The sequence below is a fragment of the Streptomyces roseolus genome (genome assembly GCF_014649855.1).
Classification (GTDB): Bacteria; Actinomycetota; Actinomycetes; order Streptomycetales; family Streptomycetaceae; genus Streptomyces; species Streptomyces roseolus.
In genome coordinates, this window is the sequence record NZ_BMTV01000052.1 from 1 (window position 1) to 21,701 (window position 21,701).

General features: G+C 73.5%; 14 protein-coding genes and 1 pseudogene. 3 read left to right on the forward strand and 12 right to left on the reverse strand.

Going from position 1 to position 21,701, the window contains the following annotated elements:
* Nucleotides 1-170: 170 nt before the first annotated feature.
* From IE245_RS35335 to IE245_RS35365, 7 genes and pseudogenes are all read right to left on the reverse strand, one after another.
* Nucleotides 171-533, reverse strand: a pseudogene (locus IE245_RS35335) (TetR/AcrR family transcriptional regulator); the annotation flags it as partial.
* A gap of 94 nt (nt 534-627) precedes the next feature.
* The gene (locus IE245_RS35340; RefSeq protein ID WP_189955350.1) at nt 628-2,379 is read right to left on the reverse strand and encodes a ThuA domain-containing protein; all 1,752 of its coding nucleotides are present in this window, start codon (nt 2,377-2,379) and stop codon (nt 628-630) included.
* A 67-nt stretch (nt 2,380-2,446) separates the two neighbouring features.
* Entirely contained in the window at nt 2,447-5,326 is a 2,880-nt protein-coding gene (locus tag IE245_RS35345) for a PQQ-dependent sugar dehydrogenase (RefSeq protein WP_189955351.1), read from the reverse strand.
* A gap of 1,476 nt (nt 5,327-6,802) precedes the next feature.
* Nucleotides 6,803-7,714: a S1 family peptidase gene (locus IE245_RS35350; protein ID WP_189955352.1), complete on the reverse strand. Its 912-nt coding sequence runs from the start codon at nt 7,712-7,714 to the stop codon at nt 6,803-6,805.
* 538 nt (nt 7,715-8,252) lie between these two features.
* Complete coding sequence (locus IE245_RS35355; protein WP_189955382.1) at nt 8,253-9,602, reverse strand: amidohydrolase; 1,350 nt, start codon at nt 9,600-9,602, stop codon at nt 8,253-8,255.
* Nucleotides 9,603-10,141: 539 nt separating this feature from the next.
* On the reverse strand, nt 10,142-11,704 hold the full coding sequence (locus IE245_RS35360; RefSeq protein WP_189955384.1) for an MDR family MFS transporter: 1,563 nt from the start codon (nt 11,702-11,704) through the stop codon (nt 10,142-10,144).
* Between the two features lie 228 nt (nt 11,705-11,932).
* Nucleotides 11,933-12,628 carry a TetR/AcrR family transcriptional regulator gene (locus IE245_RS35365; RefSeq protein ID WP_189955353.1) on the reverse strand — a complete coding sequence of 232 codons (696 nt, stop codon included), beginning with the start codon at nt 12,626-12,628 and terminating at the stop codon, nt 11,933-11,935.
* A gap of 115 nt (nt 12,629-12,743) precedes the next feature.
* On the opposite strand from IE245_RS35365, the gene IE245_RS35370 reads away from it, so the two are divergent.
* Complete coding sequence (locus tag IE245_RS35370) at nt 12,744-13,457, forward strand: PASTA domain-containing protein (RefSeq protein ID WP_229852026.1); 714 nt, start codon at nt 12,744-12,746, stop codon at nt 13,455-13,457.
* Nucleotides 13,458-13,625: 168 nt separating this feature from the next.
* Nucleotides 13,626-15,044 (forward strand): lamin tail domain-containing protein, encoded by a 1,419-nt coding sequence (locus IE245_RS35375; protein ID WP_189955354.1) that lies wholly within the window; start codon nt 13,626-13,628, stop codon nt 15,042-15,044.
* Nucleotides 15,045-15,082: 38 nt separating this feature from the next.
* Here IE245_RS35375 and IE245_RS37880 read toward each other — a convergent pair whose 3' ends face one another.
* From IE245_RS37880 to IE245_RS35400, 5 genes are all read right to left on the reverse strand, one after another.
* On the reverse strand, nt 15,083-15,718 hold the full coding sequence (locus IE245_RS37880) for an amphi-Trp domain-containing protein (protein WP_268256632.1): 636 nt from the start codon (nt 15,716-15,718) through the stop codon (nt 15,083-15,085).
* 236 nt (nt 15,719-15,954) lie between these two features.
* Nucleotides 15,955-16,308, reverse strand: coding sequence for an ADP-ribosylglycohydrolase family protein (locus IE245_RS35385; RefSeq protein ID WP_189955355.1), 354 nt, complete (start codon nt 16,306-16,308; stop codon nt 15,955-15,957).
* 107 nt (nt 16,309-16,415) lie between these two features.
* Nucleotides 16,416-18,830, reverse strand: a complete 2,415-nt coding sequence (locus IE245_RS35390; RefSeq protein WP_189955357.1) for an FtsX-like permease family protein — start codon at nt 18,828-18,830, stop codon at nt 16,416-16,418.
* A 38-nt stretch (nt 18,831-18,868) separates the two neighbouring features.
* Complete coding sequence (locus IE245_RS35395; RefSeq protein WP_189955359.1) at nt 18,869-19,666, reverse strand: ABC transporter ATP-binding protein; 798 nt, start codon at nt 19,664-19,666, stop codon at nt 18,869-18,871.
* A complete protein-coding gene (locus IE245_RS35400) occupies nt 19,663-20,169 on the reverse strand; it encodes a PadR family transcriptional regulator (RefSeq protein WP_169090556.1) in 507 nt (168 codons plus the stop codon). The genes IE245_RS35395 and IE245_RS35400 overlap by 4 nt, the downstream gene beginning before the upstream one ends.
* 144 nt (nt 20,170-20,313) lie before the next feature.
* Between IE245_RS35400 and IE245_RS35405 the strand changes: the two genes are divergently transcribed.
* Nucleotides 20,314-21,603, forward strand: a complete 1,290-nt coding sequence (locus IE245_RS35405; protein ID WP_189955361.1) for an ABC transporter substrate-binding protein — start codon at nt 20,314-20,316, stop codon at nt 21,601-21,603.
* Nucleotides 21,604-21,701: the final 98 nt, after the last annotated feature.

Here is a 21,701-nt window from a genome sequence, read left to right on the forward strand (position 1 = left end):
CCCCAAGCTCCCCCAGGAAGCCACCGCCCCCGCCACCTGCGGCACCATCGAAGGGCACAACAGCGGCTCCATGGGCATGAACTAGCCCCGGCGAGAAGGAACACCCACCACCTCCGGCCCCCCTCCTCCCCGTCACGGTGACGGCCTCGGTGCGGCTCGCGCCGAGGCCGTCACCATGTCCTTGGCGGACTCCGGCCCGCGCCCGTCCGCTCGGCAGGCCGTCGTGCTCCGCCGCTGGCGACCGCCTCGATGGTCAGGGCCCGGTCGTGGGGCTCGGTCTCCAGGGCGCGGTGGATCGGCAGGCCCTCGATCATCGCGTCGAGCTGGCGGGCCGTCGCCGGATCGAAGTGCCTTTCCAGGGCGACGCGGCTGCGGCGCATCCACTCCCGGGTGAGCTCGCGGTAGGCGGGCTTGCGGGCGGCGAGCGTGTACAGCTCGTGGGTCAGGACCAGCTCGCGCTGGTGGCCGCTCGAAAGGTGGTGGACCGGATCGACGACCGCCGCCCGGGCCTCTTCGGCGGTGGAGGCGGCGCCGTGGGGGCGTGGCGGGAAGCCCCGCCCCCACGGCATCCCCGCGGCTCCACCGGTGGCCGCGCGGGGTACGGGTGGCTCATCGTCCCCCTGCGGGTCAGGGCAGGGTCCACTTCTGGTTGGGGCCGGTGTGACAGGTCCACAGGTGGACGGCGGTGCCGTCGCTCCAGGTGCCGCCCGAGGCGTCCAGACACTTGCCGGACTGGGGGTTGCGGACCGTGCCGTCGGTCTGCGAGGCCCACTTCTGGGCGCCGGTGCCGTTGCACGTCCACAGCTGGATCCTCGTGCCGTCCGCGCTGCCGCCGCCGGACACGTCCAGGCACTTGCCGAGGGCCTTCACGGTGCCGTCGCCCGCGATCGTCCACGTCTGGGCGCCGCTGCCGTTGCAGGTCCAGAGCTGGATCTTCGTACCGTCGGCGGTCCCGGCGCCGTCGACGTCGAGGCACTTGCCGTTCACGCCCTTCACCGCGCCCGAGCGGGGGCCCGGCTCCTGGCCGCCGGCCTGCTTGATCCGGATGTTGCGGAAGGAGACCTCGTCGCCGTCGCCGTGGTTCTGGATGCCGATGTGGCCCTGGCGCAGGCTTCTGGCGGGGTCGGTGTTGGTGAAGTCGTTGATCTTCCGGCCGTTGAGGAAGATCTCCAGCCGCTCGCCGGTCACCCGGAGTTCGTACGTGTTCCACTCCCCCGGCGGGTTCAGCACGGCGTCCCGCGCGGCGACGTCGGCGGAGCGGAAGCCGTAGACGGCGCCGGTGGTGCGATCGGCGGCGTCCGTGGCGTCGATCTGGATCTCGTAGCCGTTGTTCACCGCCGACCAGGGGTCGTCGGAGGCCGGGAAGCCCAGGAAGACACCGGAGTTGTCGTCCCCGGCGGCCTTCCAGTCGAGCTTGAGGGAGTAGTCGCCGGTGAACTCCTTGGCCGAGTGCCAGAACATCCCGAGGCCGCCGTGGGAGGTGAGGGTGCCGTCCGCGAGGGTGAAGCCCCCGGGGCCGGCCTGCTTCCACCCGGCGGTGGACGAGCCGTCGAACAGGGCCGTGTAGCCGGTCTCCGGGCGGCAGTCGGCGTCGGTCATGCCGGCGGCCCAGCGGATCCCGCCGAGGAGGTGCCGGCGGAAGGCGGGTTCGGTGTACGACTCGTCGGTGTGGCCGCCGCCGGTGTAGAAGGCGCGGCCGCCCTCGTAGTCCTTGCACCAGGCGATCGGGTGGTCCCCCGCCATGTTCCCGCCGGAGTAGCTGGACTCGTCGAGCGAGGCGAGGACGCGGGCGGTGGTGCGGGGGTTGGTGCGGTAGTTGTACCACTCGTCGGTGCGCTGCCAGGCTCCGCCCAGATGGGCGGTGGCGTCGTGGGCCCGGTCCTCCACCTCGACGGTGGCGGACTGGATGGCGGGGTGCGAGTGGAAGAGGGCTCCGGCCAGCCCCTCGTAGAAGGGCCAGTCGTACTCGGTGTCGGCGGCGGCGTGGATGCCGACGTACCCGCCGCCGCCCCGGACGTACTGCTCGAACGCGTTCTGCTGCGCGGTGTCCAGCACGTCGCCGGTCGTCGACAGGAAGACGACGGCCTTGTACTGGGCGAGGTTTCCGGCCGTGAAGGACCGGGCGTCCTCCGTGGCGTCGACGGTGAAGTTGTGCGCCGCGCCGAGGCCGCGCAGGGCCGCGACGCCGTCGTCGATCGAGGAGTGCCGGAAGCCGGCCGTCCTGGAGAAGACGAGGATCTTGTACGCGGGGTCGGCCGCCGCGCTCGCTTCCGCGGTGACGGAGAGGTTCGCCGGCGGGGGCGTCGCCGCGGCCTGCGGGGCCAGGGCGAGCGCGGCGCCGGCCAGCAGGCCGACCATCGACCTGAGAGGGGTACGCATCAGGGTCGCCTCCTTTCTACGGATCCAGGGATCTGGGGGGTACGGGTCGTGGGTCGCGGGTCGCGGGTCACGGAAGTGCCCACTTCTGGTTGGGGCCGGTGTGGCAGGTCCACAGGTGGACGGCGGTGCCGTCGCTCCAGGTGCCGCCCGAGGCGTCCAGACACTTGCCCGACCGCGGGTTGCGGACCGTCCCGTCCGGCTGCGGGGCCCACACCTGGGCCGCCGTGCCGTTGCACGTCCACAGCTGGATCCTCGTGCCGTCCGCGCTGCCGCCGCCGGACACGTCCAGACACTTGCCGAGCGCCTTCACGGTGCCGTCGCCCGCGACCGTCCACGTCTGGGCGCCGCTGCCGTTGCAGCTCCACAGCTGGATCTTCGTACCGTCGGCCGTCCCGGCGCCGTCGACGTCCAGGCACTTGCCGTTCACGCCCCTCACCGCGCCCGACCGGGGACCGCCGCCGGACGTGGTGAAGGAGAACTCGTCGACGTCGAACAGGGAGCCGGTGCCGCCCTTGAAGACGAGGTGGAGCGTCGTCGGGCCGGCCGGCCGGTCGGCGAGCGTGGCCGTCACGTCCTGGAAGGTCTCCCAGCCTCCGGTGACCGGCACGGTCGCCGTGCCGAGCAGGGTGCCCGTCGGGGATCCGGCGCGCACCTCGATGGTTCCGCCCGCGCCGGCGGAGGAGACCCGGGCGGTGAAGCGCGTGACGTTGTCGAGGGCGTACGGGGTGAAGGAGATCCAGTCGCCGTTGTCGATGTGGCCGACGGTCCTGCCGCCGTGGGCGGGTCCGTGGGTGACCACCTGGACGCCGGAGGAGGCGCCGAAGTGCTCGGCCTGCCGGTGGGTGGGCTGGGTGATGTGCTGGTCGTGCGCGGTCAGCGCGGGCTGGCCGTTCGCGCCCTTGTCGGTGTACTCGGCGTCGACGACGCCGAAGATGTTCGCGTTGGGGTCGTGCTCGCCGTCGGCGAGGGTCTGGAGCGTGCCGGCGCAGCCGGTGGCCGAGGTCTGCGGGTGGCCGTGGCTGTCGTGGCCGACGACGAAGGTGACCTTCACCCTGGAGCAGTCGATGGTGCCGTCCTCCGGGTCGGTGACCGTCACCCTGAAGGGGATCGCGGCGCCGAAGTCGTAGACGCGTCCGTCCACGGGCAGCTCCAGCTTCACCGTGGGGGCGGTGTTGCCGACGGTGATCTGGACGGAGGCGGTCGCGGAGGCGCCGGTGGTGTCCGTCACCTTGAGGGTGGCGGTGTACTGACCGTCGGTCGTGTACGTGTGGGAGGGGTGGGCGGCGGTGGAGGTGGCGCCGTCGCCGAAGGTCCAGGCGTAGGAGAGGGTCCCGCCGTCCGGGTCGGCGCTGCCGGCGGAGGAGAAGGAGACGGCGAGGGGGGCCGTGCCGGAGGTCACGCTCGCCTTGGCCTGCGCGGTCGGCGCGAGCCCGCCGGTGACGTGCTCGACGCGGTACAGGGCGGAGTTCTCGTCGCCGCTGAAGTAGCCGGTGCCGTAGTCGAGGACGTACAGGGCGCCGTCCGGGCCGAAGGCCATGTCCATCACCTGGGTGCCGTTCCAGGGGAAGGGGCTGATGGACCGCACGGCGCCGTCGGCGCCGGACTCGACGCGCTTGATCCAGCGGCGGCCGAACTCGCCGGCGAAGTAGTCGCCGTCGTACTCCTGTGGGAACTTCACCTCGGAGGCGGAGGCGGCGTCGTAGCGGTAGACCGGGCCGCCCATCGGGGACTCGGAGCCGTTGCCGAACTCGGGTACGGAGCCGCCGTCGTAGGGGATCCAGGCGGGCTGCGCGGGCGGCAGGTCGGTGAGGCCGGTGTTGCGCGGTGAGGTGTTCTTCGGGGCGGCGCAGTCGAACGCGGTCCCGGAGGCGCCCGTGGCGAAGTCGTAGTCGACGTAGGGGTCGTTGTCGCCGGTGCAGTACGGCCAGCCGAAGTTGCCCGCCTTGGTGATCCGGTTGAACTCCACCTGTCCGGCGGGGCCGCGCGTGGGGCTGGCGCTGCCGGCGTCGGGGCCGTAGTCGCCGAGGTAGACGATCCCCGTGGCCTTGTCGACGCTCATCCGGAAGGGGTTGCGGAAGCCCATCGCGTAGATCTCGGGGCGGGTCCTCGCGGTGCCGGGCGGGAAGAGGTTGCCGCTGGGGATCGCGTACGAGCCGTCGGCGTTGACCTTGATCCGCAGGACCTTGCCGCGCAGGTCGTCGGTGTTGCCCGAGGAACGCTGGGCGTCGTAGGCGGGGTTGCGGGTGGGGCGTTCGTCGATGGGGGTGTAGCTGTCCGAGGCGAACGGGTTGGTGTCGTCACCGGTCGACAGGTAGAGGTTTCCGGCGGCGTCGAAGTCGATGTCGCCGCCGACGTGGCAGCACAGGCCGCGGGAGGCGGGGACGTCGAGGATCTTCTTCTCGCTGCCGAGGTCGAGGGTGCCGTCGGTCCTCAGGACGAACCGGGACAGCCGGTTGACCCCGTCGTACGGGGCGAAGTCGGCGGCCGAGCCGTCCATCGGGGCGTCGCCGCCGGGCGTGGTGAGCTTGGGCGCGTAGTAGAGGTAGACGTGCCGGTTGGACGAGAAGCCGGGGTCGGCGGCGACGCCTTGCAGGCCCTCCTCGTCGTGGCTGTACACGTCGAGCCTGCCCGCCACGGTGGTGGTGCCCGCGGCGTTCGTGAGCCGCAGCGTGCCGTCCCGCGAGGTGTGCAGGACGGAGCGGTCCGGCAGCACCGCCAGCGTCATGGGCTCGCCCGTCTCGGCCACCCCTTTGGCGAGGGTGACCTGCTGGAACTCCGGTGCGGCCGCGGTGTGCGCGCCTTCGTGGCGGGCGGGCGCGGGCGGGGCCGTGGCCGTGGCCGAGGCCGAGGCCGAGGCCGAGGCCGAGGACACGGGCAGGAGACAGCCGACGGTGCAGGCCACGGCGGTGAGGAGGGTGCGGACGCGCTGTTGTCGGAGCGTTCTCATGGGCACAGAGCTCTCCCGGGGTGAGGGGGGTAGGGCGGCAGCCTCGTCGGTCTGCCGGATGCGCCTGTCGGCGCGCGCCGTCACGCGGTAGGGGCCCGGTCGCAGGTCGGTGTGACCGGGTCGTTTCAAGGAAGCTAGCGGGCTTTGTCGGAGTCCGTAACCCGGTGCGCACAAGTTGTCGCCACTTTCTCCATGCGCGAGACAAAGTGGTCGCCGCAGCCGGGAGAGGGAGCTCGGGGCCGACTCATGGAACATCAACAGGGGCTCATAGCAAGGGAGTTGATGTCCGTCGAGGGTGTGGGAATTCTTTGTCCGTGTCCAGGACAAAGTGTGGACAGCGTCGAAGGAACTCCCTACGGTGACCGACGCGGCGGTGTGCCGCGAGCCCCCGCCCCGTCGCACCGCCCCGCCCGCCGTGCCGCCCCGCCCGCCGTGCCGCCCCGCCCGTCGCACCTCCGCATCCGTCACACTTCCGCACCCGTCTCACCTCCCCGCCCGGGACGCCGACGCGCCCTGGCGGCAGTGGGTCCCCCACTCACCACCCACGTCCTCGGCAACCTCGCCGCTCCGCGGACGGGCGGCGACGCCTTCCGGCCGGCGACGACGGCTCTCGCCTCGGGCGTGCCGTCGACGGAACCTTCCCGGGCCCGCTGCTGGACCTGGGGTGCCGGGCAGAGCTGGTCGAGGCCATCGGCGTCGAGGCCGAAGCGCTCGTCCACTCCTACGCCTCCTGCGAGCGCCGGTCCTCTTACCGGGGGCCGGCCGACGACCGAGGCGCGTTCGTCGACCGGTTCACCGGCGCACGGACGTGTCCGAGCCTCGAAGCGCGTCGGGACTTCGCCGAACTCACCGCCGCCAACGAGCTGGACATCGCCGCGATCAGCCCGGAGGTCCGCACCCGCCACGGGGCGGACCTGCTCGACCTGTTCACCCGATGGCGGCCGCTGCTGTCCGAGCCGGCCTGGGCGCATTGCCGCAGCATGCTGGAACAGGCCCGCCACCGACCGCCCCACGGGTGAGACGAGGGGCGCCGAACTCTCCGGCGGCCGGGGACGCCCGAGCGCTTCCCGCGGCTGGACACGGTGCAGGCGATCCGGCGGGTCGAAGCGTGCGCCTTCGCCTCCCGCGTGGCGGGGAGGCGGACTCTTCGGCGCGAGGACAGACACGTGACGCGAACGCCACGCGGTCATCACTGCTCTCTTTGTCTCGTTTCTGGCAATCTGATGCATTGTTTGCCGATTGCCCGTGGACCGACCCAGATCGGCGAACCGCCCCGTGGACGCCCCGCCTCCCCGGCCGATGCCTGCGCCGGCCCGCCCCCTCCGGTCCCGACCCGGACGGCGTCACCGTCGCCCGGCCGCACGGCTTCCGGCGTCCACGCCCCGGGAACGCCGTCGCGCCCACGCCGGGGTGCCGGCGTGGGCGCGGTGGTCGGGCAGGGTTGTCGTCCTCCTCGGCCCGGGCCTGGGCCAGTGGTCAGAAGACGCTGACGCCGTAGGCGCTGAGGGCCTCGGTGACCGGCTGGAAGAACGTGGTGCCGCCGGTGGAGCAGTTGCCGCTGCCGCCGGAGGTCAGGCCGAGGGCGGTGGAACCGGCGAACATGGCGCCGCCGCTGTCGCCGGGCTCGGCGCAGACGTTGGTCTGGATCAGGCCGTAGACGATGTCGCCGTTGCCGTAGTTGACCGTGGCGTTGAGACCGGTGACGGTGCCGCCGCGCAGGCCCGTGGTGCTGCCGCTGCGCTGGACGGACTGCCCGACGTAGGCGTTGCCGGCGCCGGTGATGTCCCGGTAGCTGCCGTTGTAGAGGTAGACGCGGCCGTCGGCGGCGGAAGCGTTGGAGTGACGGATGATGCCGTAGTCGTTGGTGGGGAAGCTGGAGCCCGTACGGCTGCCGAGGAGGGCGGTGTTGGCGGAGTTCGTGTACCAGGTGCTCGCGGAGTCGGTGCAGTGGCCGGCCGTCAGCGCGTAGTAGGTGCTGCCGCTGCGGACGTTGAAGCCGAGGGAGCACCGGCCGCCGCCGGCGTAGATGGCCTGGCCGCCCGCGATCAGCTTGTTGATCTTGCCGGCGGTCCGCTCGATCTTCAGGTGTGCGGCGTTCGCGCCCGCGGCCTTGCGGAGGGCGGCGATCTCGTCCGACGAGACGGACTCGTCGGCGGTGACGACGACCTTGCCGGTGGCCTGGTCGGTGTACCAGGCGGTGCCGGCCACGTCCGCGTCGAGGACGGCGTCGCTGGTGGCGGCGAGCGCGGCGACGCCCGCCCGGGCGGTGTCGGCCGACTGCGCCGAGGACGTGGGGGCGGCGAGGGCCGTCGCGGCGACGAGCGCACCGAGGACGGCGAGGGCGCGGGTGCCCTTGGTGAGGCGACGGTTCTGGGACGGACGGTTCACTGGGTCCTCCGAGGGGGGTGAGCCGCTGGGTGGGCGGCCCAGATGGAGTGGGATCGGCGGGGGTTCCCGCCATGAACCTGACAATCGAGTGCTTGAGCGAACAACGACTGCGAGAGGAATCCTCGGCTCCGCAGGGGGTCGCGACAAGGCGCACTTTCGGCCCCTCTACGCGCGTCCACCGTCACCGGCCACGAAGGGCTCCGCCGACCGCCCTCGGTACAGCAGTTGTTGAAGGAGCGTCAGAAACTTTCAGAGAAGCGTTGCAGTTCACGGAGCGGAGCCGCTCCGCCTCACGCACGGGCCCCGGCGGCACCGCCGCCCGCCGACGCGCACGGAGCCGGGGCCCGGCGCCCTCGCGCCGGCCGGAACCGTACGGGGCAGTGGTCCCCGTTTGCGGCGTTCCCGGCGCTGGCCGGATCGCGCCCTTGCGCGCGACGGCGCACCGCGCGATACGCGATACGCCGTGCGCCGTGCCGTGCGGTCCGCCGTGCTGTGCGGTGCGCCGCACGGTCCGCCGTGCGGTGCGCCGCCGCCTCCGTCAGGCCAGGAACTCCCCGTCCCTCGCCACGACCACGCCACCGTGGACGACCAGGTCCCGCTGCGGCATGTCGACCACGACCTGGGGCAGCCCCTGGCCCCGGACGAGGACGAAGTCGGCGGGCGAACCGGGCGTGAGATCGGCGTGCGGAAGGCCCATGACGTCGGCTCCGCCGTGGGCTGCCGCGCGGTAGCAGTCGGTCAGTTCCTCGTCGAGGCGGACGTCGGTGACCCAGCCGAGGATGTGGGCGCGGTGGAGCATGTCGGCGTTGCCGAAGGGGCTCCACGAGTCGCGGACGCCGTCGGAGCCGAGACCGACGCGGACACCGTGCTCGCGCAGCCGGGCGACCGGGAGCACGAGGTCCCGGGAGGGGGCGACGGTCGTGAGGGCGATGTCCTGGGCGGCGAGGTCGGCGGCGAGGCTGCCGAGCTCACGGTCGGACAGGCCCGGCAGGCAGAAGACGTGGCTGATGGTCACCTTGCCGGCGAGGGACAGGGCCCGGGTGCGGTCGATGATGCCGCGGATGGCCCGGACGCCCTCCTCTCCCCCGTCGTGCAGGTGGATGTCGACGCCGACGCCGTGCCGGTCGGCGATGCCGAAGACGGTGTCCAGGTGCGCGTCGAGGGCGTGGTCGAAGCCGATGGGGTCGATGCCGCCGATCATGTCGACGACGCCCCGGCGGGCGCCCTCCTCCAGGAGGCGGGCCGTGCCCGGCGTCCGGATGACACCGTGCTGCGGGAAGGCGACGATCTGCACGTCGAGCGCGTGGCGGAGGCGTCGGCGCGCCTCGGCCAGGCCTTCGACACCCGCCAGGCCGTACGCCGGGGCGACGTCCGCGTGGGCGCGCATCCCTCGCGTGCCCCGGCTGACGGCGTGGCTCATGAGTCCGTACGCGCGCTCCGCGACCGATCGGGTCTGGGCGCGGAAGAGTTCCACGTCCTGCTCGACGAAGTCGGCGATCGTGGAGGCGGGCCGCCGCGACACCCACTCACCGCCCCACGTGGTCTTGTCGGGGTGGATGTGGGCGTCGACGAGCGACGGCAGCGCGATCCGGCCGCCGCCGTCGACGGTCTTCGCGCCGCGCGGCGCCGGCCCGGCGGCGATTCTGCCGTCGACGACCACCAGGTCCGTGGACGCTCCGCCGAACGGGCGGACGTCACGGAAGACGACGGTACGGGCCCGGCGGTCGGCCTCGCCCGGCGCGGCCGCCGGAGCGGCGGGCGCGACGGAGGCGGCGGAAGCGGAGGTGGCCTGCACGGCCCCTGCCGCCGCCGCTCCGGCGACGGCGGCGGCACCGGCCAGCATCGAACGGCGCGACACGGCACCCGTGGGCGCCGGGGACTCCTGCATCGGTGACTCCTTGGAGAAGCGAAAGGAGGAAGGGAAGCAAGGGGTGGACCAAGAGTCCACGAGCGGGCCTCCGGCCAGGGGGATCGCGTCACCGGCGTAACCCGGGGGCGGGGCGGCCGGCCGTGCGGTCGAGGCCGAGGAGGCGGGCGGGACGCCGATCTCGTACGCGGCCCGCACGACACGCTTCAGGACGGACGGGAAGGCGCGACCGCGTTCGGCGAGGACCGGGCCCGGGTCGTCGGCGAGTCCGGCGAGGGCCGTGAGGGCGGGGTGGTGTCGACGCACATGGGGACTCCTTGGAGGCAGGACGACCACGGGTCCCCGTTTTGTATACCAAATTGAGGATGCGGAACAAGAGGTGCCGCTTGTTGATTCACTTGAGACCTTGTTGTTCGCCAGCACCTCAGGCGTTGGGGGTTTGAGCGAATCAAGGCTGGGAACGTTTTGGTATACGTAACTGCACATGCGTGCGCCGCCGGGCCGAAGCCCGGCGGCGCACGCGGTTCGTGCTGTTCGTGCTGTTCGTGCGATTCTTCGGGCTACGCCGGAGCGTCGGCCGTGGCGCGGGAGGAACCGACCTCGTCGGCCTCCTCGGCGAGGCGCTGCATGCCGCTCGTGGTCTTCAGCGGCTTCTCCTTGACGAAGAGGACGCAGAGCAGCGCGAGCGCGGCGAAGGGGGTCGCGATGAGGAAGAGTTCGCCGGTGGCGACGCCGTAGGCGTGCTCCACGATCTCGCGGATCGGAGCCGGGAGGGTCGCCATGTCGGGCACCGCGCCGTGTCCGGCGGCGCCGCCCCCGGCCGGCACGCCGGCGTCCGCGAGGCCCTTCGTCATCTCCGAGGCGACGCGGTTGGCCAGGATGGCGCCGAGCACGCTGGTGCCGATGGTGCCGCCGAGGCTGCGGAAGAAGGAGAGGACGGAGGTGGCGGCGCCGAGCTCGGTGGCCTGCACGTCGTTCTGCGCGGCCAGGACCAGGTTCTGCATCAGCATGCCGACACCGATGCCCATCACCGCCATGTAGACGCTGGTCAGGCCGAAGTGCGTGTCGGTGTCGATGGTGGCGAGGAGCCCGAGACCGGCCGTCATGGTGAACGCGCCGGCGACCAGGTAGACCTTCCAGCGGCCGGTCTTGCTGATGATCTGTCCGGCGACGGTGGAGGAGACCAGGAGGCCGAGGATCATGGGCAGGCTCATGAGGCCGGCGACGGTCGGGGACTTGCCCAGGGAGATCTGGAAGTACTGGGAGAGGAAGACCGTGCCGCCGAACATGGCCAGGCCCACGAAGAGGCTGGCGACGGTGGTGAGCGACACGGTGCGGTTGCGGAAGATGCCGAGCGGGATGATCGGCTCGGCGACCCGGGACTCGACGAAGACCGCCGCGACGAGCAGGAGCAGTCCGCCTCCGGTCAGGGCCGCGGTCTGCCAGGAGGCCCAGTCGAAGCTGTTGCCGGCGAGCGACACCCAGATGAGGAGGGCGCAGACGCCGGCGACGATCAGGAAGGCGCCCAGATAGTCGATCTTCGCCTCACGGCGCAGGTCGGGCAGCTTGAGGGTCCGCTGGAGCAGCACGATGGCGAGGAGCGCGAAGGGGACGCCGATGAAGAAGCACCAGCGCCAGCCCAGCCAGGAGGTGTCGACGAGGACGCCGCCGATGAGCGGACCCGCGACGGTGCCGATGGCGAAGACGGCGCCGAAGATGCCGGCGTACTTGCCGAGCCTGCGCGGCGGGATGATGGCCGCCATCACGACCTGCGCGAGGGCGGTCAGGCCACCGGCGCCGATGCCCTGGGCGACGCGGCTGAAGATCAGCAGCCCGACTTCCTGGGAGAAGCCGGCCAGGAGTGAGCCGACCACGAACAGACCCAGGGAGATCTGGAGGAGCAGCTTCTGGTTGTAGAGGTCGGCGAGCTTGCCCCACAGCGGCACGGTGGCCGTCATGGCGAGCAGCTCGGCGGTGACGACCCAGGTGTACGAGGACTGGGTCGCGCCCAGGTCGGCGATGATCCGGGGCAGCGCGTTGGCGACCACCGTCCCGGCGAGGATGGAGACGAACATGCCCGCCATCAGGCCGGACATGGCCTGGAGTATCTGCCGGTCCGACATGGCGGCCGGGGACGCCTCGACGGGCGCCGCGGCTGGTGATTTCACAGCTTCTCTTTCTCGGTGGTGCGAGGATCGCGGGGAGGGCGGGCGCGGGGCCCGGGTGTGCGTGATGGCCCGGAGGGGGCGGGGGCCGGGAAGGGGCGGGGCCCCGGACCTGGGACCGAGGGCCAGACGGCCTCGGGGCCTGGCGGCCTCAGGGCCTGGGGGCCCGGGGACCAGGGGGGTGGTTCAGGACCGCCGGCCGGCGGTCGCCGGGGGCTCCGGGAGGCCTGCGGCGAGGTGCTCGAACGTCTCCCGGAACACGTCGGTGAAGCGCGTCCGGTCCTGACGCACGGACCAGTGCTCGACCGCGACGCGCACGGCGGTGCCGCCGACGGCGGCGAGCAGCCGCGGATACAGCTCCAGGGCGCGCCGGCGTTCCTCGTCCTCCGGCGACGCGAACGCGGGCCGGTCCTCGGCGAAGAGCGGCGAGCCCGCGCCGATGCGCTCCGCGAGCGCCTCGGCGAGACCGAGTTCGTCGGCCATGTGGGCGCCGATCCGGCGCGCGAGGAGCTGCGGTGCCTTGCGGAGCACCTCGGCGTGGAGGCACCACACCTCCTGCTGCTGCTCGACCTCCTCCAGCTCGGCCGCCAGGGCGTCACGGAGCACCTCCAGCGGGGCGGGCCCGGGCGGTGCGGCGAGCACCGCCCGGCAGACGCGGTCGCTGGAATCGGACCCGACCATGACGAAGACCTCGTCACGGGAGTCGAAGTAGTTGAAGAACGTGCGCGTGGAGACGCCCGCCGCCGCGCTGATGGCGTCGACGGTGACGTTCTCGACACCCCGCTCCACCGCCAGCCGCACCGCGGCCTCGACCAGAGCGGCCCGCGTCGCCCGCTTCTTGCGCTCTCTGAGCCCGCCCTCGGCAGGCACCCCCTCGACCATAGGTGCATGGTACGCAAAACTGCAGACCGTGCAAAAATCTGCCGCCGACCGCGCACGGAAGACGTGCGCGCTATCGTCACTCCTTCGCGGCAATGACGACGCAGAGTGAGGTTCCGTGAACGACGCGTACGGCCCACCGAAGAAGAAGCGCTCCACCGGTGCCGTCGTCGCCATGGTGGTCGGCGGCGTGTTCCTCCTCCTCGTCATCGTGGGCGCGTTGTCCGGCCCCGAGGAAACCCAGGACGACAAGGCCGGAAACCCCTCGAAGCCGGTCGCGAAGACCACGGCCGCACCGCCGTCCGTCCCCGGTCCGACCACCGAACCGACGACCGCACCGCCCGCGAAGTCCGCTTCCGCGGAGCTGCCCAGCTTCGTCGGGATGGGGCTCCAGTCCGCACAGGACAGGGCGCAGGAGCTCGGCTACCACCGCCTCACCTCGCATGACGCGCTCGGCCGCGGCCGCAACCAGATCTCCGACCGCAACTGGAAGGTCTGCACGCAGTCGCCCCCGCCCGGTCGGCACCGCAGCACCACCGAAGTCGACTTCGGCACCGTCAAGCTGGAGGAGACCTGCCCCGCCGAGGACGCCGGCGGCGACGTCGCGGAGGCGGGCTCCACGATGCCGGACTTCACGGGCAAGTCCGTCAAGGTCGCGCGCGAGGCGCTCGACTCCTCCACCGGCCTCACCGTCCGGGACGCGTCCGGCGAGGACCGCATGGTCCTCGTCGAGTCCAACTGGCGGGTCTGCTCGCAGGAACCGGCCGCGGGAGCGGCACTCGACGGCCGGCCGGTGACCCTGCGCGCCGTGAAGTTCGACGAGAGCTGCTGAGCGGCTGGGCGCCCTCCCCGGAGCGGGGGGGCGGGCGGCTGAGGCGAGAGCGGACGCGGGCAAGGGTTCCGCTGGTGTTCACGGAGGGAGTGCGAGGGCGAGGGGCGGCGTTCGGGCGGGGCCGGGACCGTCGTGGCGCCTCTCCCCCGACCTCCAGGACGGACTTTCGTGACCGTTTCGCGTGTACGCCGCCGGCGCCGTGATCTGCCCCTCGCCCTCGCCGCCGTACCGGCGCTCCTCGTCGGCGCGTCGACCGCCGCGCCCGCGCAGGCCGCGCCCGCCGACGACATCCGCGTCAACGAGGTCGTCACCACCGGCTCCGCCGAGGACTCGGTCGAGCTCCACAACAAGGGCACGTCGACCGTCGACCTCTCCGGCTGGATCCTCAAGGACGACAACAACAGCTCGAAGTACACGATCGCCCCGGGCACCACGCTCGCCCCCGGCGCCTTCCGGGCCTTCGACGTGCACGGCAGGTTCGGGCTCGGTTCCAGCGACAAGGCGCGGCTCTACCTGCCCGACGGCGGCACGCTCGTCGACAGTCACTCCTGGAGCGGCCACTCCTCGCCGTCCTGGTCCCGCTGCCCCGACGGCACCGGCGCGTTCGAAGCCGCCGCCGTCACCCTCGGCGCCGCCAACTCCTGCGGCGGCGGTGGCGGTACGGACCCGGTCGCCTGGCCCGGCGCCGGCACCATCGCCACCGCCGACGCCGCGAACGCCTTCGGCGGCGACCTGAGCGGCCTCCACCAGGACGGCTCCGTCCTCTGGGCCGCGCAGAACAGCGGGAAGCTGTGGCGGCTCGTCCGCGACGGCTCCGGCGGCTGGACCCCGGACACCGCGAACGGCTGGTCCTCCGGCAAGTCCCTGCGCTTCCCCGACGGCTCCGGCACGCCCGACGGCGAGGGCGTCACGGTCACCGGCGCCGGCGCCTCCGGCGGCGTCTTCGTCGCCGCCGAGCGCAACGGCGACGCCTCCGGCACCAGCCGCCTGTCCGTCCTGCGCTACGACGTCACCGGTACGGGCTCCACCCTCACCGCCAGCCTGGAGTGGAACCTCACCGCCGACCTGCCGCCGACCGGTCCCAACGCCGGCTTCGAGGCGATCACCTGGATCCCCGACGCCTCCCTCACCGCCGCCGGCTTCGAGGACGCCTCGACCGGCGCCCCGTACGCGCCGGCCGGCTACGGCGCCCACGGCGGCGGCGTCTTCTTCGTCGGCGTCGAGGGCACCGGGGCGGTCCACGGGTACGTCCTCCAGGACTCCGGCGCCTTCACCCGCGTCGCCTCGATCGCCACCGGGATGGCCGGCGTCATGGAGGTCCAGTGGGAGCCGCAGGCGTCCCGGCTGTGGGCCGTGTGCGACAACACCTGCGGCGGCCTGCACCGCACGCTGAAGATCGACGCCGCCACCGGCGCGTTCGCGGTCACCGCCGCGTACACACGGCCCGCCGGCATGCCCGACCACAACAACGAGGGCTTCGCCCTCGCCGGCGCGGACGAGTGCGTGGCGGGCGGCAAGCCCGTCTACTGGTCCGACGACTCCAACACCGACGGCCACGCCCTCCGCAGGGGCACCGTCGACTGCTGAGCCCCGCCCCGCGCGTCACCCAGGCTCCCGCCGAGCGGTCACGACCGCTCGGCGGGAGCCTTCGCCTTGACCGCGGTCTTCTTCGCGGAGGCCTTCTTCGCGGAGGCCCTGCCGGCGACCACCGCCTTCTTGGCGGATTCCTTCGAGGCGGGCGCCTTCTTGGCCGGCGCCTTCTTGGCGGGGCCCGTCTTCGCGGGGACGGGCCCGCTCTCCGCCGGCTTGCTCGCCACCGGCTTGCTCACCGCGGGCTTCTTCGCCGCCGGCTTCTTCGGCACCGGCGCCTTCTCGGACGGCTTCTTCTCGGACGGCTTCTTCTCCGGTGCCTTCCCCGAGGACGGCTTCTTCTCCGGAGCCTGCTTCCGGCCCGCCGCCTTCTCCTTCTGCTCTCCCTCACCCTTGCCCTTGTCGTTGCCCTTGCCGTCGCCCTTCTCCTCCGGAACAGCCGTGCCCCGGACGGGCCACTTCATCTCGATCTCGATCTCGATCTCGCCGCCCTCGACCGACAGCTCGATCTCACCCGCGAGGGTCTCGGGGATCCGGAGGTTCAGAACACCCCCGCCCATGTCGAGTTCGGCCTCGCCGCCCTTGCGGAGCGCGGCGGCGAGGGCGGACAGCTGGTCGGCCGCGTCCGCGCGGGAGAGCGAGCGCTTCCGCTCGTACTTGAAGTCCTTCATGACGGCCTCCGGTCGTCGCCGATCACCACACATGGTCGTACTTTCCGGACAATACTCTCGATCTTGGTCCGCCGCTGGTCGGCGCGGCTGCGCACGGGGGCGCACCCTGGGACGGCGGTGATGACGGCGCTCGCCCTGGCCGTGTTCGCCTCGGTTCCCCTCATCCACTCGGGGGACCGCCCGTGGGCGTGGTTCCAGGAGCAGCTCCCGGAACCGGTCCGGCGGTCCTGCGGTCCTCAGTCCAGGTGACCGGGAAGCGGCGGGAGGAGCTCGCGGGCCGTGTGCCAGGCGGCGGGCAGCGTCTCGACTCCGGTGCGCGCGGCGATCACCCCGCCCGCGATGGCGCAGGTGGTGTCGATGTCGCCGCGGCCCGCGACGGTGGTTACGAGGACGAGGGCCTGGGCGGTGTCGTCGGTCCACCGCCACGGCTCCTCCGCCGGGAGCGTCCGCGCCGGCAGGGGCGCCTCGCCCTCCCCGCGGAGGATGCGGAACCAGCGGTCGTCGAAGGCGTCACCGAACGCGAGCCCGTGCAGCGAGTCCCGTACGGGAAGGGGCGGGGCGGTCGTCGAGGCGCTCGGCGTCTCGGTCATCGGAGCGGTATCACGGCTCGGCGCACGCCCGGGCACCTGGTTTCGCCGGGGCGCCGCGGCCGCCGCCGGCGCCCCGGTGACCCGCCGCCCGGACACCCCCGCCCGGACTACAGCGTCTCGCCGGGCGAGTCGACGAGGCGGCGGCGGGCCGTGCGGGTGGCGGGGGCGAGGGCCGCGAGGGCGCCGGCGGCGGTCGTGGCGAGGACGAGGGCGGCGAGGAGTGCGGGGGCCGGGAGGCGGGCCACGCCGGCGCCGAGGCCGGTGGCGGCGGCTTCGGCGTCCACGAGGCGGTGGCCGAGGGCGGCGCCCGCCGCCGTGCCGAGGACGGACGCCGCGAGGGCGGTGAGCGCGGCCGAGGTGACGACGACGGCGCCGATCTGGCGGGGGGTCAGGCCGATGGCGCGGAGGGCGAGTAGGTCCCGCACCCGGTCGCGCACCCCCGTGCCGATCAGGGTGAGCAGTTCGACGAGGGCGATCAGCGCGAGGACCGCGGCGAGGGCGGCGAGGACGCCGCGCGGGGCGTCCTCGCCGCCCACCGGGTCGGCGGTGGCCCGGACCTCGACGTCTTCGCCGGTCGCCGCCGTGGCGACCGCGGCGGCGACCCGGCGGGGGTCGGCGCCGGGTCGCAGGACGAGGGCGTGGAAGGCGGGGCGCAGGCCGGGGGCGGAGTCGCGGAGGGTGTCGAGGCCGGTGGAGACGACCCGGCCGCCGTGGTCGGGTTCGATGCTGCGGCCGACGAGGTGCAGGATCTGCGGGCGCCCGCCGACCGTCATCCGCACCCACTCCCCCACGCGGACGCCGAGGAGGTCGAGGAGGCCCTGGCCGGCGACGGCCTCGTCGGGGCCGGCGGGGGCGCGGCCCTCGGCGATCGTGTGCGGGTAGGGGGCGTCGGGGGTGCCGAGTCCGCGCAGGGTGATGGTGCCGGTCTGGCCGGGGACGAGGGCGCGGAACTCGGCGCCGGGCACGGCGTCGGCGACCCCCGGGACGGCCTCCAGCGCCTCCTCGAACGAGGCGGGCGGCGGCTGTTCCGTGCGGACGGTGAGGGCGGCGGCGCGGCCGACGCGGCCGGGGTCCGTACGGAACTGGCCCAGGGTCGACCAGGCGACGAGGGCCACCGTCATCAGGGCGATCGGGAGGGCGAGCCGGGCGGTGGCGCCGAGGGCCCGGGTGCGGCCGGGTGCGGTGAAGGCGGAGCGCCAGCCGAGGACGAGGACCGGGGAGAGGCGCAGTCCGAGGGCGCGGCGGCCGAGGGCGGAGAGCGGGCGGGCGGCGGGGTGGGCCCGGCGGGCGGCGGGGACCGGGGGGACGCGGCCGGCCCGCCAGGCGGCGAGCGCGGTGGCGGCGGCGATGAGGAGGACGGCGGCGAGCGGGATGCCGGTGACGGCGGCCCGGTGTCCCGGCATGCGGGGCCAGAGGGCGACGGCGTCGCCGACGCGGCCGGGGATCGCGCGGCCGAGGGTGAGGGTGGCGGCGGTGCCGAGGGCCGCACCGGTGACGGCGAAGCCGAGGTGCTGGAGGAGGAAGCCGCGGATCACCTGGCCGGGGGTGAAGCCGACGGCCTTGAGGACGGCGATGTCGCCGGCCTGTCCCCTGATCCGGGCACGGACCGCGCCGGCGACGGCGACGGCCGCGGCGAGGAGGGCGGCGAGGCCGAAGGCGGCGAAGATCCGGCCGAGGAACCGGTCGTCGCCGCCGAAGTCGGCCTTGGCCTGCTGCCACTTGGTGACCTGGGCGATGCGTTCGGCACCGAGGAGGGTGACGGCGCGCTGGACGGCGTAGTCGGTGTCGGCGGGGTCCTTCAGGCGCAGTCCGACGGTCTGTCCGGTGACGGCGGGGGCGAGGCGGTCCAGGGCTTCGGGGAGGATCCAGCCGACGCCGTCGTCCTGCCCGGCGCGATAGCGGGGTTCGGCGGTCTCGGCGACGCCCGCGACGTAAAGGGTGCGGGTGGTGGGGCCGTCGCGGCCGGGGAGGGTGACGGTGACGGTCTCGCCGGGCGTGGCCCACAGCGTGCGGGCGAGGGTGTGCTCCAGCACGATCTGGTCGTACGGGGGCCCTGCGCGGTGCGAGGTGCTTCCCTGGCGGGGGGTGGCCGCGCCGTCCCGTGGTCCTGCGCCCCGGCCGGTGGCGGCGGTGAGCCACCGGCCGGCGGTGAGGAGGGGGCGGGCGGTGTCGGGCGGGCGGCTTCCGGTGGCGCGGAGGGCGACCTCGGCGCGGGTGCCGCCGCTCTCCAGGGTGGCGGCGGCCGTGCGGAAGGGGCCGGAGACGGCGGCGACCTCGTCGAGGGAGGCGAGCGGGGCGACGGCGGCCGCGCCGAAGCCTTCGTGTCCCTCGCGGCCGTGGAGCCAGACGTGGCCGCCCCGGGACTGGTTGAAGACGCGCTGCCAGGGGCTGGCGGCGTAGCCGAGGAGGGCGGCGGCGAGGAGGAGGGAGGCGATGACGCCGGCGCTCGCGAGGACGGCGAAGAGGGCTTCGCCCCGGTGGGTGCGGAGGTCGGAGTGGACCCATCGCCAGGTCGCCCGCATGCGCTCTCGTCCTTCCTCTCTCGGCCGCTCGTGCCCGGTCAGTCGTTCAGGTCGAGTACGCCGGTCACCCCCGGCCGGGCGGGCGCGGGGTCGCCGAGGGGGGCGTCGTCGGCGATCCGGCCGTCGAAGAAGCTGATGACGCGGTCGGCGGCGCTCGCCATCCGGGCGTCGTGGGTGACCATGAGGATCGTCTGGCCGCGGGCGTGGAAGCGGGCGAGGAGGCGCAGGACGTCGCGGGTGCCCTTGCCGTCGAGACTGCCGGCGGGCTCGTCGGCGAGGAGGAGCGCGGGCTGGTTGACGAGGGCGCGGGCGAGGGCGACGCGTTGCTGTTCGCCGCCGGACAGGGCGGCGGGGAGGGCGTCCTCCCGTCCGTCCAGGCCGAGTTCGGCGAGGAGTTCCTCGCGGCTCGCGCGGGCGGCGCGGGGGGAGGCGCCGGCGAGGAGGGCGGGGAGTTCGACGTTGTCGGCGACGGTGAGGTGGGAGACGAGGTTGAAGAACTGGAAGACGACGCCGACGCTGCGGCGCCGCAGGACCGCCCAGCGGGCCTCGTCGTGGCCGTCGACCCGTTCGCCGCCGATCCAGAGGCGCCCGGCGTCGGGGCGCTCCAGGCCGCCGACGAGGTGGAGGAGGGTGGACTTGCCGGCTCCCGAAGGGCCGGTGACGGCGACGAACTCGCCCGGGCGGACGGTGAGGTCGACGTCGCGGACGGCGTGGACGGGGGCGCGGTCGCCGCGGTGGGTCTTGGACAGGCCCTCGGCGTGCACGATCGCGTCGCCCGGCGGGTCGACGGGCCGCCCGGTCCCGCCGCCGTCCCCCTTCCTCTTTTTCCTCCTCATTCGAGCTCCTCCTGGCAGCGCTCCAGCCAGTCGAGGTCGGCCTGGAGGTGCAGCATGGCGCCCTCGATGAGGAGTTGGGCGATCTTGTTGTCGCGGTCCTCGGCGGCGGCGAGCCGGGAGAGGCTGCGCATGGTGTTGAGGTGCTGCCGCCGCTGCCGGTTGATCAGGGCGATGGGGTCGGCGAGCCCGGAGAGCGGGGCGAGGGCGAGTTTCATGAAGAACCCGTCGCGCACCCGCGGTTCGTCACCGGTGTCCTCGAACCACGCGGCGACGGCCTCCCGTCCGGCGTCGGTCAGGCGGTAGATCCGCTTGTTGGGGCGGCCCGTCTGCTCGACGTCCTCGCCCTCGATGAGTCCGCTCTTCTCCAGTCGGCCGAGGGTCACGTAGACCTGGCCGACGTTGGGCTGGGGGTAGGCGGAGCCGAGGAGTTGTTCGAGGCCCTGCTTGAGCTCGTAGCCGTGGGCGGGGCCCCGGGTGAGGAGTGCCAGCAGCTGCTGCCGCACGCGCTCCCCCTTCCGTGTCGTGCGCCGTTCCCGGCCGGTGGACCGGCGGTCGACCGGTCCGCCGGACCAGTATCACCGATGCGGCGCGCGCCGTGTCCTGCCACGATGGACCGTCGCGCGGGGCATCGCGTCCGGGAGGTACGCATGGGATGGTTGCGGTCCGTTTCGCGGGGCCTGCTGGTCGTGGCGGTCCTGCTCGCGGGGTGCGCGGGAGGCGCCCGGTCTCCCGGGGCCGTGACGGGTGCGGGGGCGGCGGGCGGCCGGGGGCCGCTGACGTTCGTGACGGCGGGGGACCTCACCGACTACCTGGCGCCGCTGGTGGCGGAGTGGAACGCGGGGCGGCCCGCGGAGCCGGTGTCGCTGGTCGAGCTGCCGGACTCGGCGGACGAGACGCGGGCGCAGATGCTGAGCGAACTGCGGTCCGGGAGCAGCCGGTTCGACGTGCTGAACATCGACGTGGCGTGGACGTCGGAGTTCGCGGCGGCGGGGCTGATCGCGCCGCTGGACCGGGATCGGTTCGGACTGGAGGCGTTCCTGCCGCCGGTGGTGGACACGGCGACGTTCCGGGGACGGCTCTACGCGGTGCCGTACGTGACCAACGCCGGGTTGCTGTACTACCGCAAGGACCTGCTCGACGCGGCGGGCGAGCGGCCGCCGCGGACGTGGGCGGAGCTGGCGCGGCTGGCCCGGGCGCTGGCCCCGCGGCACGGACTCGGGGGCTACGCGGGACAGTTCCTGCCCTACGAGGGGCTGACGGTGAACGTCACGGAGGCGATCCAGTCGGCGGGCGGGACGGTGCTGCACGAGGAGGGCGCGCGGGTCGCGGTGGATTCGGACGCGGCGCGGGCGGCCCTGTCGTTCCTGGCCGGCGGGGTGCGGGAGGGGTGGATCCCGGCGGAGGCGCTGCGCTTCAAGGAGGAGGAGTCGAAGGCGGCGTTCGAGGAGGGGAGGCTGCTGTTCCTGCGGAACTGGCCGTACGTGTACGCGGACGCGGCGCGCCCCGGGTCGAAGGTGGCGGGCCGGTTCGAGGCGGCGCCGCTGCCGGGGCCGCACGGGCCGGGCACGAGCGTCCTGGGCGGTTCGAACCTCGCGGTGTCGGCCCGGTCGTCGCACCCGGCGACGGCCGCCGACTTCCTGGCGTACCTGACGAGCGAGCGGGTGCAGCGGCAGGTGCTGACGCGGGGTTCGCTGCCGCCGGTGCGGGCGTCGCTGTACACGGATCCGGAGCTGGTGGCGGCCCATCCGTACCTGCCGATCCTGCGGGAGAGCGTGCTGGCGGCGGTGCCGCGGCCGAAGAGCGCGCGGTACGACCAGGTGAGTCTGGCGGTGCAGGCCGTCGCGCAGGACGTCCTGGCGCTGCGGTGCTCGCCGGAGGAGGGCGTGCGGCGGCTGACGCGCGAGCTCGCCACGATCCCTCCGCTGCCTGCGCGTTAGGTACACGAGTCCTCCCGTCCGGCTCTCGTCTACCCAACTCACCTGATTCATAAGGCTGTTCCGCCGCGCCCGTTGACATGCTTTCGTCGCCGGTACTT